Source organism: Paractinoplanes globisporus DSM 43857, from assembly GCF_000379645.1.
GTDB lineage: Bacteria > Actinomycetota > Actinomycetes > Mycobacteriales > Micromonosporaceae > Actinoplanes > Actinoplanes globisporus.
Map to the genome: position 1 here is coordinate 144,874 of NZ_KB903301.1, position 13,839 is coordinate 158,712.

At 71.7% G+C, this 13,839-nt stretch carries 14 protein-coding genes; 7 read left to right on the forward strand and 7 right to left on the reverse strand.

Features of this window, described 5'->3' with window-relative positions:
- Positions 1–10: 10 nt before the first annotated feature.
- Positions 11–940 (reverse strand): SDR family oxidoreductase, encoded by a 930-nt coding sequence (locus tag A3CQ_RS0116010; RefSeq protein ID WP_020511951.1) that lies wholly within the window; start codon positions 938–940, stop codon positions 11–13.
- Between the two features lie 169 nt (positions 941–1,109).
- Between A3CQ_RS0116010 and A3CQ_RS0116015 the strand changes: the two genes are divergently transcribed.
- From A3CQ_RS0116015 to A3CQ_RS0116030, 4 genes are all read left to right on the forward strand, one after another.
- A complete protein-coding gene (locus A3CQ_RS0116015) occupies positions 1,110–1,949 on the forward strand; it encodes an MmyB family transcriptional regulator (protein WP_020511952.1) in 840 nt (279 codons plus the stop codon).
- Positions 1,950–2,010: 61 nt separating this feature from the next.
- Positions 2,011–3,189, forward strand: coding sequence for a VOC family protein (locus A3CQ_RS0116020; RefSeq protein WP_026205751.1), 1,179 nt, complete (start codon positions 2,011–2,013; stop codon positions 3,187–3,189).
- 77 nt (positions 3,190–3,266) lie between these two features.
- The gene (locus A3CQ_RS0116025) at positions 3,267–4,760 is read left to right on the forward strand and encodes a DUF11 domain-containing protein (protein WP_157295934.1); all 1,494 of its coding nucleotides are present in this window, start codon (positions 3,267–3,269) and stop codon (positions 4,758–4,760) included.
- A 125-nt stretch (positions 4,761–4,885) separates the two neighbouring features.
- A complete protein-coding gene (locus A3CQ_RS0116030; protein ID WP_020511955.1) occupies positions 4,886–5,101 on the forward strand; it encodes a hypothetical protein in 216 nt (71 codons plus the stop codon).
- A gap of 7 nt (positions 5,102–5,108) precedes the next feature.
- Here A3CQ_RS0116030 and A3CQ_RS0116035 read toward each other — a convergent pair whose 3' ends face one another.
- Positions 5,109–5,912, reverse strand: coding sequence for an SDR family NAD(P)-dependent oxidoreductase (locus A3CQ_RS0116035; protein ID WP_026205752.1), 804 nt, complete (start codon positions 5,910–5,912; stop codon positions 5,109–5,111).
- Between the two features lie 61 nt (positions 5,913–5,973).
- Between A3CQ_RS0116035 and A3CQ_RS0116040 the strand changes: the two genes are divergently transcribed.
- Together A3CQ_RS0116040 and A3CQ_RS0116045 are read left to right on the forward strand one after the other, a co-directional pair.
- On the forward strand, positions 5,974–6,624 hold the full coding sequence (locus tag A3CQ_RS0116040) for a winged helix-turn-helix transcriptional regulator (RefSeq protein ID WP_020511957.1): 651 nt from the start codon (positions 5,974–5,976) through the stop codon (positions 6,622–6,624).
- A 43-nt stretch (positions 6,625–6,667) separates the two neighbouring features.
- Positions 6,668–7,900 (forward strand): phosphatase PAP2 family protein, encoded by a 1,233-nt coding sequence (locus A3CQ_RS0116045; protein ID WP_040432466.1) that lies wholly within the window; start codon positions 6,668–6,670, stop codon positions 7,898–7,900.
- Positions 7,901–7,922: 22 nt separating this feature from the next.
- On the opposite strand, the gene A3CQ_RS0116050 is transcribed toward A3CQ_RS0116045, so the two are convergent.
- The 4 genes from A3CQ_RS0116050 to A3CQ_RS0116065 all read right to left on the reverse strand — a co-directional run bounded on the left by A3CQ_RS0116050 (position 7,923) and on the right by A3CQ_RS0116065 (position 11,742).
- Positions 7,923–8,492 carry a DUF1349 domain-containing protein gene (locus tag A3CQ_RS0116050; RefSeq protein ID WP_020511959.1) on the reverse strand — a complete coding sequence of 190 codons (570 nt, stop codon included), beginning with the start codon at positions 8,490–8,492 and terminating at the stop codon, positions 7,923–7,925.
- A gap of 136 nt (positions 8,493–8,628) precedes the next feature.
- The gene (locus A3CQ_RS0116055) at positions 8,629–10,128 is read right to left on the reverse strand and encodes a DHA2 family efflux MFS transporter permease subunit (RefSeq protein WP_020511960.1); all 1,500 of its coding nucleotides are present in this window, start codon (positions 10,126–10,128) and stop codon (positions 8,629–8,631) included.
- Between the two features lie 101 nt (positions 10,129–10,229).
- Entirely contained in the window at positions 10,230–10,856 is a 627-nt protein-coding gene (locus A3CQ_RS0116060) for an alpha/beta fold hydrolase (RefSeq protein ID WP_020511961.1), read from the reverse strand.
- Positions 10,857–10,902: 46 nt separating this feature from the next.
- Positions 10,903–11,742, reverse strand: coding sequence for a helix-turn-helix domain-containing protein (locus A3CQ_RS0116065; RefSeq protein WP_026205753.1), 840 nt, complete (start codon positions 11,740–11,742; stop codon positions 10,903–10,905).
- Positions 11,743–11,867: 125 nt separating this feature from the next.
- Between A3CQ_RS0116065 and A3CQ_RS0116070 the strand changes: the two genes are divergently transcribed.
- A complete protein-coding gene (locus A3CQ_RS0116070) occupies positions 11,868–12,731 on the forward strand; it encodes an oxidoreductase (RefSeq protein WP_020511963.1) in 864 nt (287 codons plus the stop codon).
- A 20-nt stretch (positions 12,732–12,751) separates the two neighbouring features.
- Here A3CQ_RS0116070 and A3CQ_RS0116075 read toward each other — a convergent pair whose 3' ends face one another.
- Positions 12,752–13,765, reverse strand: a complete 1,014-nt coding sequence (locus A3CQ_RS0116075) for a zinc-dependent alcohol dehydrogenase (RefSeq protein ID WP_020511964.1) — start codon at positions 13,763–13,765, stop codon at positions 12,752–12,754.
- Between the last annotated feature and the right edge of the window lie 74 nt (positions 13,766–13,839).

The window sequence follows — 13,839 nt, forward strand, 5'->3', positions numbered from 1 at the left end:
CAAACCACGGTCAGACCTTCGTCAGTTCCTCGGAGACATGCCAAACGCGCTCGGCCTCCTCGGTGCCGCGCAGGCGCGAGTACAGCTTCTGTTCCGCCGGCCGGCCGCCGAGGTGCCCGGGTCCGCTCGGGCCGTAGAGCGCGCCGTCCCGGGCATCCGCGGCCGTCGCGGCGTACAGGGCCGGAAGCAGCGCGGTCTCGACCGTTCCCACGAGGATGCCGCGGGCCGACAGCGCGCGGATGACGCGTACGCCCATGGTGTCGCGGGCGCGGCCGACCTCGGGGCGGGCGGCGAGCAGGCTGGTCGGAGCCACTCCCGGGTGGGCGAGGATGCTGGTGATGCCCCAGCCGCCGGCCCGGCTGCGCCGGCTCAGTTCGAGCCCGAAGAGCCCGAACGCGATCTTCGACTGCTGGTAGGCGCGGTTGCCGTTGTAGGAACGCTCCCAGTTCAGATCGGGCCAGTTGATCGCGCCCTGGTTGGCCGCGATGCTGATCTGCGACACCACCCGGGCGCGGCCGGCCCGCAGCAGCGGCAGCAGGTGGGCCACGAGCGCGAAGTGACCGAGGTGGTTGGTGCCGAACTGCAGTTCGAACCCGTCGGCCGTGGTCTGCCGGTCGGGCGGGGTCATCACGCCGGCGTTGTTGATCAGGATGTGGATCGGGCGGTCCTCGTCCCGCAGGGTCGCGCCGAGGGCGGCCACGGAGTCGAGCGAGGACAGGTCGAGCGCGCGCAGCGAGACGTCCGCGGCCGGGGTCTGCCGGCGGATCCGGGCGATCGCCGCGTCGCCCTTGCGCGGATTCCGTACGGGCAGAAGCACCTCGGCTCCGGCCGCGGCGAGCCGGGCCGCGAGGCCGAGACCGACGCCGTCGCTGGCACCGGTGACGACCGCGCGTCGGCCGGACAGGTCAGGGACGCTGATGTCAGATGGTTTGGCTGGCATTTGTTCACTCCAAGGTCTCGTCGGTGTCTCCACCGTCGCGGAGACGGCCGGCGTTATTCAGGGATGCGCGATCCGCTGATGCGCGGGGTTCAAGGGGGGATCGGCAATCCCTGCCTGCCTCGGTGAACGGGGACTAGAAACGAGGTAGCGCCCGAGGGAGGGAACACACGTGGTGATCGATCGGACCGGACTGGCGGAGTTTCTCCGGCGCCGCCGGGAGTCGCTGCAACCCGAGGACGTCGGCCTGCCGCGCGGGCAGCGCCGCCGTACCAACGGGCTGCGGCGGGAGGAGGTGGCCGCGCTCTCCCACATGTCGACCGACTACTACGCGCGGCTCGAGCAGGAGCGCGGGCCGCAGCCGTCCGCGCAGATGCTGGCGTCGATCGCGCAGGGGCTCCACCTGTCGCTCGACGAGCGCGACCACCTGTTCCGGCTGGCCGGCCACGAGCCACCGCTGCGAGGGCCGGTCAGCGAGCACATCAGCCCCGGCCTGCTGCGGGTGCTCGACCGGCTCGGCGACACCCCGGCGGAGATCATCACCGAGCTGGGCGAGACGCTGCGCCAGACCGCGCTCGGCGTCGCGCTCACCGGGGAGACGACCGGCTTCCGCGGCCCCGACCGCAGCTTCGGCTACCGCTGGTTCACCGACCCGGCCGCGCGGCAGTTGTACGCGCCGGAGGAGCATTCCTTCCAGTCCCGGCTCTTCGCCTCGCACCTGCGCGAACTCGTCACGCTGCGCGGCCCCGGCTCCCGCGCGGCCTACTACGCCGACCTGATCCTCGCCCGCAGCGACGAGTTCCGCGCGCTCTGGAACGACCACGAGGTCGGCCTGCGCCCCCACGACGTCAAGAACTTCGTCCATGCGGAGCTGGGCCCGCTGGAGCTGAACTGCCAGACGCTGCTCGACCCCGGCCAGTCGCATTTCCTTCTCGTCTACACCGCAAACCCGGGCAGCGAGACGTACGAGAAGCTGCAGCTCTTGTCCGTGCTCGGCGCACAGCCACTCTGACCGGCCGGCGCGTGGGCCGCCGTCGGCGGCTGAGTCCGGATCGGGCTCTACAGTGCTGGGCATGGCAGAGACGGATTGGCGCGTGGTCGACGGCGTTGCGACGGCCTGGTTCGACGCGCCCTCGCTGATCGTGGGGGCCGCGCTGGCTGGGCGCATCGTGGAGCTGTCGGCCGAGATCGCGGTCGACCTGCGCGCGACCGGCTTGCGGGTGCGCCTCCACACGGACGAGCAGGCCGAGGCGGTGTCGGCGGCCGCGCGAGATCTCGGGCTGGCCGCGAACCCGGCCGTGCTGCAGCACCTGAGCGTCGTGTTCGAAAGCGCGAACCCGCCTGTCGTGAGGCAGTTCTGGCAGCGCGTGCTCGACTACGCGCTCGGGGAGGACGGCGGTTTGGCGGATCCGCTGCGGCGCGACCCGGCGATACGGATCCGGCAGTCGACGGAGCCGCGGCCGTTGCGGAACCGCGTCCACCTCGACGTGGTGCGGCCGGCCGCGGCGGTCGAAATGGTGGGTCTCGGTGACGGGTCGGGACCGTACGGGGTCTGTCACGCCGACCCCGATGGCAACGAGGTCGACCTGGTGCCGGGCGACCCGCTCGGCGAGGGGACCGGGATGGCCGACTGGCAGGCGGTGTTCAGCGCGATGGCGTGCTACCGCACCACCTCGCCGGCGCAGCAGCGTGACCTGGTCGCCGCGGCAGCGGCGCTGGCCGACGACACGGGCTTCCCGCTGCTGGTCGACCTGCGCCCCGGGCTCGTGATCATCGACAGCGGCAAGGACCAGTGGGAGGACGAGGCCCACGGCCTCGATCTCGACTTCACCGACCTCGCCGGAAACCTTCAGACCGCCGCCCGCGAACTCGGGGCAACCGCGGACCCGGGGCTGCCGCGCTTCGCGCAGCTCTTCCTCGACGCCGCCGACGTCGCCGCGGTCCGCGCGTTCTGGGTGGCCGCACTCGGATACACCCCCGACCGGAGAGAAGGGGTCACCGACATCCACGATCCGCGGCGGCTGAACCCGGTGCTGGTGTTCCAGCAGCTCGACGCCTCGGAGACGGCGCGACGCCGGCAGCGCAACCGCATCCACTTCGAGCTCGCGGTGCCGCAAGACCTCGCGCAGGCGCGCCTCGCCACGATCGTCGCCGCCGGCGGCCGGCTCCTTGACGAGTCGGAGGATCGCTGGCGGGTCGCCGACCCCGAGGGCAATGAACTGATGGTTTTACACCGGTCGAACGGGAGCTGAACAACCTTTCCGGGTCAGCGGGATGATCGACCGGCCACTATGCTTCCCCGCGCATTGCATCAACGGGGAGGAATTTCGTGTCTTCAACCCGCTTGCGAAAGCTGGGCGCGCTGGTCGCCGGGCTGGTCGCGGCCGCTGGTGTCCCGGCTGCGGCGTCGGCCGCGCCGGTCACGCCGGTCACGCCGGAGCTTGATTTCGCACACGTCGCTCTCGTGCCCGGCGGTCCGGCCAAGCTGCAGACCGCCTATTTCTGGGCCTATGAGCAGACATACACGCTGCACAATGTCACGGCCGTGCTCGACGCGTCGAAGCTGGCGGGGGTCGCCGAGCCGAGCCTCGAGTTCGACAGCGCCGACCACCATTGCACGGCGGCCGGCGACATCTATACCTGCAAATTCGAGTCGCTGTCGGCGCCGGACGGGTTCGCGGCCGTCGCCAACGTGAGCTACCGCGCGGCCGACGGGGCCAAGCCGGGCGCCGAGGGCGCCGTGAAGCTGACCGTGACCAGCGATGAGCTGGGCACGCTCACCCGGACGGCGAAGATCACAGTCGCCGAGGGCGTGAAGCTCGCGGCCGCCAGCACCGCGCTGATCGAGCGGTCGGCCAAACCGGGCGCGACGGTCACCTCGCCATTGGGTGTGCGCAACGAGGGTGCGAACGCGGTCACCGGCGTCGATATGTTCTTCTTCATCGACCCGTGGTACGGAATGGCGAAGCATTACTCGAACTGCTATTACGGCGCGAGCGCGGCCTACTGCCACTTCGACACCACGCTGAAGCCCGGAGTCACCTACGCCCTTTCCGAGGACATGGGCGTCAAGGTGCGGGCGGACATACCTGCGCCCGAACTGATTGGACAGACCTATCACTGGCTGACGCCGACCGACAACCGGGACAACATCGACCTGGTCGAGGCGCAGAAGCCGAAGCGCGGCACCGACGGCGCCCTCTCGCTGAAGGAGAAGGCCACCGCGTCCGTGCAGGGCGTCCCCCAGACCGACACGTCCGGCGAGGACTGGCAGGACACGCTGATCACGCTCACCGGCTCGCAGCAGGCCGATCTGGCCGCGGTCGGCGCCGAGGCCAACGGCGCGACCGGCGCCACCGTGACCGCCACGGTCGGGGTCAGGAACCTCGGCCCGGCGTTCGTCTTCGGCTTCCCCGACCCGGCCGCCAAGGTCACGGTGAGGATCCCGGCCGGCGCCACCGTCGTCACGGCGCCCGAGGGCTGCGCCACGTCGGGCGCGGACTACGTCTGCACCACGACCGCGATGCCGCTCGACGTGAACAAGTCGGAGGTCTGGCCATTCCAACTGCGCATTGGTCAGTCCGGCACGCTCACCGGCGAGGTCGCGGTCAAGTCCTCCCAGCCCGACCCGAACGCCGCGAACGACACGGCCAAGCTGGTCATCAACCCGGTCGCCGCGCCGGACACCGGGGGCCAGGGCGGCGGCGGCCTCCCGATCACCGGCGCACCGGCCCTGCTCATCGCCGGCGTGGGCCTCGTGCTCGTGCTCGGCGGCGGCGCGGCCTTCGTGATCAGCCGGCGCCGGTCGCGCTTCGTCGCCTGAACCCTTCGCACGTACGGGGGAACAAGAGTCAGCTGGGAGCCGGGGACGGGCAGGCGCTGGGGCCGGCCCGTCGCCCGGGTTCCGGGCTGACCCGTCGTGGAGACCCGGGCGAGCCGGTCGTCGAGGTGGCGCGCAGCCCCGACGGGACAACCCTGGCCGGCGGCCGCACTCTGGCCGCCGGGGACGGCGAGGGCACGATCCAACTGTGGGACGTGGCGCTGCCCACCCTGGACGCGGCCGCATCCGCCATCTGCCAGGCCGTAGGCCGAGACCTCGACGCCGCCGAGCGCCGCCGGTATCTCGGCTCGGACGTCCGATCCGAGCCCGCCTGCGTACGCTGAAATGGGTCTAGTCGACGAGCGCCCCGGCCGAGAGATTGGCGATCGTCCCGGTCATGGCCGCGGCCCGGTCCGAGGCGAGGAAGGCAGCCGTCTCGGCGACCTCGGCCAGCGTGGGCAGCCTCTTCAGAAGCGTTCCCTGCGCCATTCCCCCGCCGTGCAGCAGCTGCTCCACCGACTGCCCGGCCGCCGCCGCGATCGGCTTGAAGAGCTCCCCCGTGTAGGAACCCGCCGCCGGTGCATCCACGACAGCGTGCGGGCGAATGCCGACGACCCGGATATTGCTGGGCGCCAGCTCCGCCGCGAGCACCCGGGCGAACGCCTCCTTGCCGGCGGCGCTGGCGGCATGCCCCAGGATCCCGCCCACGGCCAGCTTGGAACCCGGCTCCGACAAGGTCAGGATGACGCCGGGACGTTCCCGGCCCATGTGCCGCGCCACGGCCTTGCTGGTGATGAACAGCGCCCGCAGAAACCCGTCGATCGGCCGCATGAACTCCTCCACCGACAGATCCGCCAGCAGAGTTCCCTGGTCGTGCGGGACGCTCACCGCGTTGAGCGCGATGTCGATGCTCCCGGCCGACGCCGCTACCGCGTCGGCGTGCTTCTCGACCGCCTCCTGATCGAAGACGTCGACCTGGGCGGTCTCGATCTTTCCGCCCCCGGCGGCCACATCATGCGCCACCGCATCGAGCTTCGCCCGCGTCCGCCCGGCGATGAAGACCCGAGCGCCTTCCCGGGCGAACACGCGCGCGACGGCGCCCCCGATGGCGCCCCCGCCCCCATAGATCACAGCGTTCCTGTTCTCCAGCAGCATGACAAAAACCTAACCACTTTCAGTTGTAAAAAACAACCACCACGTGTGGTAGTTTCAGAGCGTGCCGACCAGCCGCAGCTACCGGGACTCCTGCGGGATCGCCCGGGCCCTCGACGTCGTCGGTGAGCGATGGGCCCTGCTGGTCGTCCGCGAGTTGCTCCTGACGCCCCAGCGCTTCTCGGAACTGCGGCACGCCCTCCCCCACGTCAGCTCGAACCTGCTCTCCGACCGGCTCCGCGAGCTGGAACACAACGGCGTGATCCGCCGCGTCCCCGCCCCCACCGAGGGCCACCAGGTCTACGAACTGACCGAACGGGGCCGGAAGCTGGAACCGATCCTGCGGGCCCTGGGCGACTGGGGCATCGACGCACCGCAGCCCCCCGGGCCGGCCGCGCTCAGCGCCACCTCGGTGCTCATCTTCCTGCAGGGCGCCGCCCGCCCCGGCCCCGAAGCGCCGCCCACGACCTACCGTCTCGAGCTGGACGGTCGAGTGTGGACGGTCATCCTGCGGTCCGGCCGCGCCGAGGTGCAGCCCGGTGAGCCCGCAACGGCCGACGTCTCACTGCGCACCGATCCGTTGACGTTCAGCGCCCTGCTGACCGACTCCGCCGCCCTCACCGCGGCCCGCGCCGACGGCACCCTGGCCGTGGCCGGAGATCTGTCCGCCGTCGACCGTCTGCGCGAGGCGGTCTCCGGTCCATTTTCCTATTGAACCGATGGGAGATGGATACTACGGTCAGGGGGTGCACTCATCGATGCCCCTGACTCGCCGTGCCGTGCTGACGACCGCCGCCGGCGTGGGCGCCGCCACCGTCCTGATCCCGTCGCCCGCCGAAGCCGCGCCGCGCACCGACACGTTGCTCGAGTGGTATGACCTCACCGCCACCACCATCGGGGTCATCACCGGGCCCCAGCAGGTGACCAACAGCCGCACCTGGGCCGTGGCCTGGATCGCCGCCTGGCGCTCCGCGTCCGCCGTTCGTCCGGGCGCCGACGCCGAGCTCGCGCTGGCCGCCGCCGTCCACGAAACCCTCATCACCACCAACCCGGCCGCCGCGCCGGTCCTGGACGCCGCGCTCGCGACGACCCGCTCCCGGCTGAGCGCCCGCTACCCGGAGCGCGCCGTCGCCGCCGGCGTCGAGTCCGCCCGGGCCGTGCTCGCCGAGCGGGCCGGCGACGGGCTCGACCTGGCCTCGGTCAACCGGCCCTTCACACCGCCGCCGGCCGCGCCCGGCGTGTGGCAGCCGACGCCGCCCGCCTTCGCCGCGGCAGTCCAGGCGGGCCAGGGCGACGGACGCCCGTTCCTGGTGCCCGGCGTCGGGCCGCTGCAGCCCGGTCCGCCGCCGGCTCTCGGCAGCGCCGTCTACCTACGGGACCTCGCCGAGTCGCGAGCCGTGGGCGCCGTCGACAGCGCCGTACGCACACCGCGGCAGACGGCGGTGGCCCGATTCTGGTCGCAGACCTCGCTCAACGGCTTCACCGGCGCGCTGCGCACCACCGTCGCACCGCACGGCTCGCACGCCGCGGACCGGCGCCCGCTCGCCCGGCGGATCGCGCTCATCGCCCTGTTCCACGCGGCCACGATCGACGCGCAGATCACCACCTACAAGGCGAAGTACCGCTACCTGTTCTGGCGCCCGGTCACCGCGATCCGGACCGGCTCCGTCGCGCCGGACCCCGCCTGGACGCCGCTGATCGCGACGCCCGCCCACCCGGAGTACCCGTCGGGGCACACCACCTACGCCGGCGCGGCCCAGGCCGTACTGGAAAAGCTCGCCGGCCCGCCACGAGCCTCGTTCTCGCTGACGAGCGCGGTGGCGACCGACGTGACTCTGGAGTACCGGCAGTGGTCGGAACTGACCCGGGACAACATCGACGCACGCGTCTGGGAGGGCGTGCATTTCCGCAACACCGACGAGCTGGGAGCCGTCGTCGGCCGGCGCGCGGCCCTGGCCGCACTGTCACACTGGCACGGCCGGCCGCTGTAGGGCCGGTCGGCTCGACGGGCGCCTACTCGAGGCCGTCGCGGGAGATGGGCTCACCGACACGGAAGTCGCGGAACGTGACCTCGAGCCCGGCCCGTTGCGGCGAGCAGCACATGACCCCGACACCGACGGTCTCCGGCAGATCCAGGTAGCCGAGCCGGACCAGCTGCCAGCCGCCGTTCCCGTCGCCGCGATGGACGCAGACCGCGGACCCGAAGCGAGTCAGCCGGAGCGACAGCTCACCGTCGTAGCCCGGCACCGCCGCCACCGACAGGTCGGACTCGTCCCGGGTCAGCACGGTGCTGAGCTGCACGGCCCCGGAGGTGACCTCGAGCCCGGTTTTGAGCCAGGTGCGCTCGTCGGCGCGCAGCATCAGTCCGGCCTGGTCGAAAAGCGCCGAATGACCCGCCGACACCACCACCTCCGCGGTGAAGTCACCGGTGACCGGGCGGTGGTAGAAGTGGCCGTTGTCGGTGAGGTAGCCGTAGAACGTCCGGCGCCAGAAGTCGGTCTTCAGGCCGGTCCGCACGCTGATCACGCCGGCCTGATCGGACCACTGCGGCGGCTCGTTGAGCCACGACATCGCCTTCGCCATCGCGCCAGTCTTCACGATCAAAGGAGTGCCCGCGACACCCGGGCGGACAAAACGCGCTGCGCGGACAAACCACCCACGCGGACAAAAACGCCCCGGTCGCGCACGAATGCGCGACCGGGGCAACAAATGGGCCAGGTCAGTGGGCCATGGCCTTCGGAGCGTCGGGGTCTACGTCCAGCGGACCCGTGCGGAACAGCAGCGTGGCCACGACCGCGGCCAGCACGAAGAAGCCGCACGCGCACCAGAACACCGTGTGGTAGCTGGCCAGCGCCGCCTCGGCCGCCAGCCGCGCCGACGGGGTGTGGCTCGACGCGTAGTGGGTCGCCGCGCTGGTCGCGAACGAGCTCAGCAGCGCCGTGCCGATCGAGCCGCCGATCTGCTGCACCGTGTTGATCATCGCCGAGGCGACGCCGGCGTCGCGGTGCTCGACGCCGCTGGTGGCGGCGTTCTGGGTCGGGGCGAAGACCAGGCCGAGGCCGAGGCCGATGATCAGCAGGCCGGGCAGGACGCCCGACGCGTAGTGCGAGTCGAGGTCGAGGCGGGTCAGGAAGGCCATGCCGCCGGCCGCCACGAGCGCGCCGACCGGAACCAGCGGGCGCGGCCCGACGCGCGGGGTCAGGATCGAGCCGGCCGTGGTCGCCGAGGTCATGATGGCGGCGAGCATCGGCAGGAACGCGAGGCCCGTCTGGATCGGCGTGAACTTGAGGAACACCGTCATGTAGTACGTGAGGAACAGGAAGATGCCGAACATGCCGGCGCCCGCGATGCCGATCGAGGCGTACGAGCCGCCCCGGTTGCGGTCGAGCACGACGCGCAGCGGCAGCAGCGGGTGCGCCACCCGGGTCTCGATCACGACGAACGCGATCAGGATGATCACACCGGCGATGATCGGGATCAGCGTGACCGGGGCGCTCCAGCCGTCGGTCTCCGCCTTGCCGAGGCCGAAGACCAGGCCGACGAGGCCGGACACGGCGGTGATGACGCCGGGGATGTCGAGCCTGTTGCGGCTGGTGACGGGCTCGTCCCGCAGCTTCGACAGCGCGCCGGCCACCGCGATCGCGGCGATCACCAGGTTGACGTAGAGGCACCAGCGCCACGACGCGTACTCGGTCAGGACGCCACCCAGCAGCAGGCCGACGGCGCCGCCGGCGCCCGAGATCGCGCCGAAGATGCCGAACGCCTTGCCCCGGTCGGCCGGGGTGGTGAACGTGGTCGACAGCAGCGACAGGGCGGCCGGGGCGAGCGCCGCGCCGAACGCGCCCTGCAGGGCCCGCGCGACGATCAGCATCTCGAGACCGTTCGCGGCGCCGCCGAGCGCGGAGGCGAGCGCGAAACCGATCAGGCCGATCAGGAACATGCGCTTACGGCCGAAGAAGTCGGACAGGCGTCCGCCGAGCAGCAGCAGGCTGCCGAAGGCGAGCGCGTACCCGGTGACCACCCATTGCCGGGAGGCGTCCGAGAAGCCCAGGTCGTGCTGCGCGGTCGGCAGCGCGATGTTCACGATCGTGGCGTCCAGCACCACCATGAGCTGGGCCATCGCCAGGACGACCAGCGCCCACCAGCGGCCGGAGCCCCCGGCGGAGGCGGCGTCCGGTGGTGAGGTCGAGGTGGGCAGTTCGGTAGTGGTGGTACTCATCTAGCGCCTTTCGCGAGCGGGCAAGCGGGAAGAGATCTCCCGTCGCATCGGTCGCGGGCCGCGCGAGCTGAAGGAGGCGCCGGAGCGCCCCCGGAAAGCAACTAATCCAGCAGCACCCCGCACCGCTCGGGGCTCTCCACGTGGGCGTTGTGACCCAGTCCGGCGAGCGTGACCACCGGCACGCCCAGGCCCGCCAGCTGCTCGTCGGTGTTCATCCCGTCGTGCTCGCCGCGGGCCAGCCTGACCGGCGCCGACGGGTCGTCCTCGGCGACGAGACCGGCCAGTCCCGATACCCGCAGATGCCGGGCGGCCGCCTCCTCGCGCGAGTCGAACCACGCCACCGGACGCTCCGCCAGCGCCCGTGCGCGATCCAGTTCCTCGGCGGTCCAGGCGACCTTGATCCCCAGCCCGGCGACCGCGGCCACCGGCTGCCGAGCCGCCAGGGCCAGGGCTACCACGCCGCCGAGCGAATGCCCCAGCACTACCGTGCGGCCGTCCGTCCCGACCAGCGGACTCACTGCCTCGGCCAAGGCGTCGAACGTGTATGCGGGCAGCGCCGCCGAGCCGCCGTGACCGGGCAGGTCGGGCGCCAGCCACCGGCCGGGCCACCGCCGCGCCAGCACCGGCCCCCACCCGGACCAGACGTCACCGGTCGCGCCGAGCCCGTGCAACAGCAGCAGCAACGGCTCACCCTCGCCGCCACCGGTAACCCGCAGCCCGTTGTCCATCCCGGGAGTCTCCCATCCGGCGGGACAAAGACGGCGGACCCAAGCGTCAGGTGCGCGGCGACGAGCGGGCCGGCGCCGGCTGATCCACCGAGGCAAGCAGGGCGAGCTTGTCGGCGCTGCTGGTGCCCGGCTCGGCGTGGTAGACGCAGAGGATCTGGTCCTCGGCGCCGCCGATGGCCAGCTTCTCCCGGCGCACGGTCATCTCGCCGACCTGCGGGTGGTTCAGGCGGGTGGGGCGGCCCTCGCGGCCGTGCACGTCGTGCCGGGCCCACAGCTGCCGGAAACGCTCGCTGCCGAGGGACAGCTCGCCGACCAGCTGGACGAAGCGCGGGTCGTCGGTGTCGTTGCCGACCGACTCGCGGAAGCCGGCCACCAGCGTGATCGTGTCCTGCTCCCAGTCGGGGTAGAGGGCCCGCTCCCGCGGATCGAGGAAGATCGCGCGCATCCGGTTCTCGCCGGGGCGCAGGTTCGGCGACAGCGCGGCGGCGAGGGCGTTGGCGGCGAGCACGTCGAAGTAGCGGCCCTCGACGAACGCGGGCAGGCCGATCACCTCGAGCAGCTGCCGGATCCCGGCCGGCACGGTCTCGCGGCGTGGGCGCCGGGTCCGGCGCGGCTTCGGGGTCGCGATCTCGAGGAGGTAGTCGGCGGCGTCCTCGTCGAGTCGCAGCACGCGGGCGAGGCTCTCCAGCACCTGCACCGACGGGTGGCGGTCGCGGCCCTGCTCGAGCCGCAGGTAGTACTCGCTGCTGATGCCCGCGAGCATGGCGACCTCCTCGCGGCGCAGCCCGGCGACGCGCCGGGTGCCGGTGACCCGCACACCCACGTCCTCGGGCCGCACCAGGGCCCGCCGCGCACGCAGGAAGTCGCCGATCAGGTTGTCGCTCATGACCGCCACGGTAATCGCGGCACGGCCGGCGATCCTGTCCCTGTCACACCCAGTATCGGCGGGGAACTGCCTGCCTGCGTGGCAAAGCGGGACGCTGGCCAGGACAACGAGAAAGGACCACGCAGATGAGCAGCACCTTCTCCCTCGCCGGCACCACCGTCTCCCGCCTGGGCTACGGCGCCATGCAACTGGCCGGCCCCGGCGTCTTCGGCCCGCCGCGGGACCGCGCCGAGGCGATCGCGGTCCTGCGCACGGCGGTCGAGCTCGGCGTGAACCACATCGACACCGCCGACTTCTACGGCCCGCACCTCACCAACCAGCTGATCCGCGAGGCCCTGTCCCCGTACGGCGAGGATCTGGTGATCGTCACCAAGGTCGGCGCCGTCCGCGGCGACGGCGGCTCATGGATCCACGCCCGCGAACCCGGGCAACTGCGCTCCCAGGTCCACGAGAACCTCCGGAACCTCGGCGTGGACGCGCTCGACGTGGTCAACCTGCGCTGGGGTGGCGGCTCCGACGGCCACTCCGCCGTTCCCGGTTCGCTGGCCGAACCGTTCGGCGCCCTGGCCGACCTGCGCCGGGAGGGCCTGATCAAGCACCTGGGCGTCAGCGTGGTCGACGCCGGGCAGGTCGCCGAGGCGCAGTCGATCGCCCCCGTCGTCACGGTGCAGAACTGGTACAACGTCGCACACCGCGGCGACGAGCGGCTGATCGCCACCCTCCGCGACCAGGGCATCTCCTACGTCCCGTTCTGGCCGCTGGGCGGTTTCAACCCCCTGCAGTCAGGCTCGCTGGACGCCGTGGCCAAGCGCCTCGAAACCACCCCCAACGCCGTCGCGCTGGCCTGGCTCCTCCACCAGTCCCCCAACATCCTGCTGATCCCCGGCACGTCTTCCGTCGCCCACCTCCGCGAGAACATCGCCGCCGCCGGCGTGGCCCTCCCCGCCGACGCCCTGGCCGACCTGGACTCCCTGGCCGAAGACCGCTGAGTTTCCCGTGGGCCGGCCGCTCAGAAGACGACCACCACCTTGTCGGTGGCGCCCGGCGTCGCGGCCAGATCGACCGCCCCGGCCGCCTCGGCGAACGGGACCCGGTCGCTGATGATGTGCTGGTAGAGCGCCCAGTCCGCGATGATCGAGTCGGTCACCTCGAAGATCTCGGTCGGGTAGCCCATCGACAGCCGGATGTCGGGCTCGTTGACCAGCATCTCCTGGAAGTCGAGCTCGACCGGCTTCTTGTGCACACCCACCACCGAAAGCACGCCGCCCCGGCGCAACGAGCGCAGGGCCGTCGTGATGACCGCCGAGGCGCCGGCCGCGTCGATCGCCACGTCGGTCAGCGGGCGGGACGGGCCGTGCTGGAAGCCCGGCTCGGAGCCGTGCAGGGCCTTGAGACGCTCGGCCACATCCTCCGCGGCGGAGTTGATGACGGCGTCGGCCCCGACGAGCAGAGCCTTCTCGAGCCGGTTGGGAACGATGTCGACCACCACGACGTGCTCGGCGCCCTTGGATTTCAGCCCGATCGCGGCGCCCAGACCGACCGGCCCGGCGCCGAAGACCACCGCTCGCGTGCCCTTGCCCGCGCCGGAGCGGTTGACACCGTGAAACGCCACCGCCATCGGCTCGTTGAGCGCCGCCACCTCCCACGGGATCTCGGCCGGGATGACCCGGAAATGCACACCGGCCACGGCGTCCTTGACCACGACCAGCTCCGACAGCCCGCCCTGGGCCCCGCCGCTGCCGATGATGCCGTCCGCCGCCGCCATCGGGTTGAGCACCACGTGATCACCCTCGGACACCCCGGTAACCGCCGGCCCGACCCGGACGACCTCGCCGGCCGGTTCGTGTCCGAGCGGGGTAGCTCCCTGACGAGGCGGGATGCCGCCGATCTGCGTGTAGAAAACATCAGACCCACAAATGCCACAAGCCTTCATCCGTACGACGATGTCGCCCTCCGCGGCCGGGGGAGGCTCGACGTCGAGCATCTCGGTACGGCCGGGTGCGGTGATTACCAGGCTCTTCATCGGGCCCTCCCCAGGGTCGCGCGTCGCTAATTCGTATTAGTGGTTAAACTAGCATCCTGAGCTGGGAGGATGTC

What these genes read in the sequence shown, in the direction of transcription:
- A3CQ_RS0116010 (WP_020511951.1), bottom strand. Translation starts at nt 940, where the DNA reads ATGCCAGCCAAACCATCTGACATCAGCGTCCCTGACCTGTCCGGCCGA.
- A3CQ_RS0116020 (WP_026205751.1), top strand. Translation starts at nt 2,011, where the DNA reads ATGGCAGAGACGGATTGGCGCGTGGTCGACGGCGTTGCGACGGCCTGG.
- A3CQ_RS0116035 (WP_026205752.1), bottom strand. Translation starts at nt 5,912, where the DNA reads ATGCTGCTGGAGAACAGGAACGCTGTGATCTATGGGGGCGGGGGCGCC.
- A3CQ_RS0116045 (WP_040432466.1), top strand. Translation starts at nt 6,668, where the DNA reads ATGCCCCTGACTCGCCGTGCCGTGCTGACGACCGCCGCCGGCGTGGGC.
- A3CQ_RS0116050 (WP_020511959.1), bottom strand. Translation starts at nt 8,492, where the DNA reads ATGGCGAAGGCGATGTCGTGGCTCAACGAGCCGCCGCAGTGGTCCGAT.
- A3CQ_RS0116055 (WP_020511960.1), bottom strand. Translation starts at nt 10,128, where the DNA reads ATGAGTACCACCACTACCGAACTGCCCACCTCGACCTCACCACCGGAC.
- A3CQ_RS0116060 (WP_020511961.1), bottom strand. Translation starts at nt 10,856, where the DNA reads ATGGACAACGGGCTGCGGGTTACCGGTGGCGGCGAGGGTGAGCCGTTG.
- A3CQ_RS0116065 (WP_026205753.1), bottom strand. Translation starts at nt 11,742, where the DNA reads ATGAGCGACAACCTGATCGGCGACTTCCTGCGTGCGCGGCGGGCCCTG.
- A3CQ_RS0116070 (WP_020511963.1), top strand. Translation starts at nt 11,868, where the DNA reads ATGAGCAGCACCTTCTCCCTCGCCGGCACCACCGTCTCCCGCCTGGGC.
- A3CQ_RS0116075 (WP_020511964.1), bottom strand. Translation starts at nt 13,765, where the DNA reads ATGAAGAGCCTGGTAATCACCGCACCCGGCCGTACCGAGATGCTCGAC.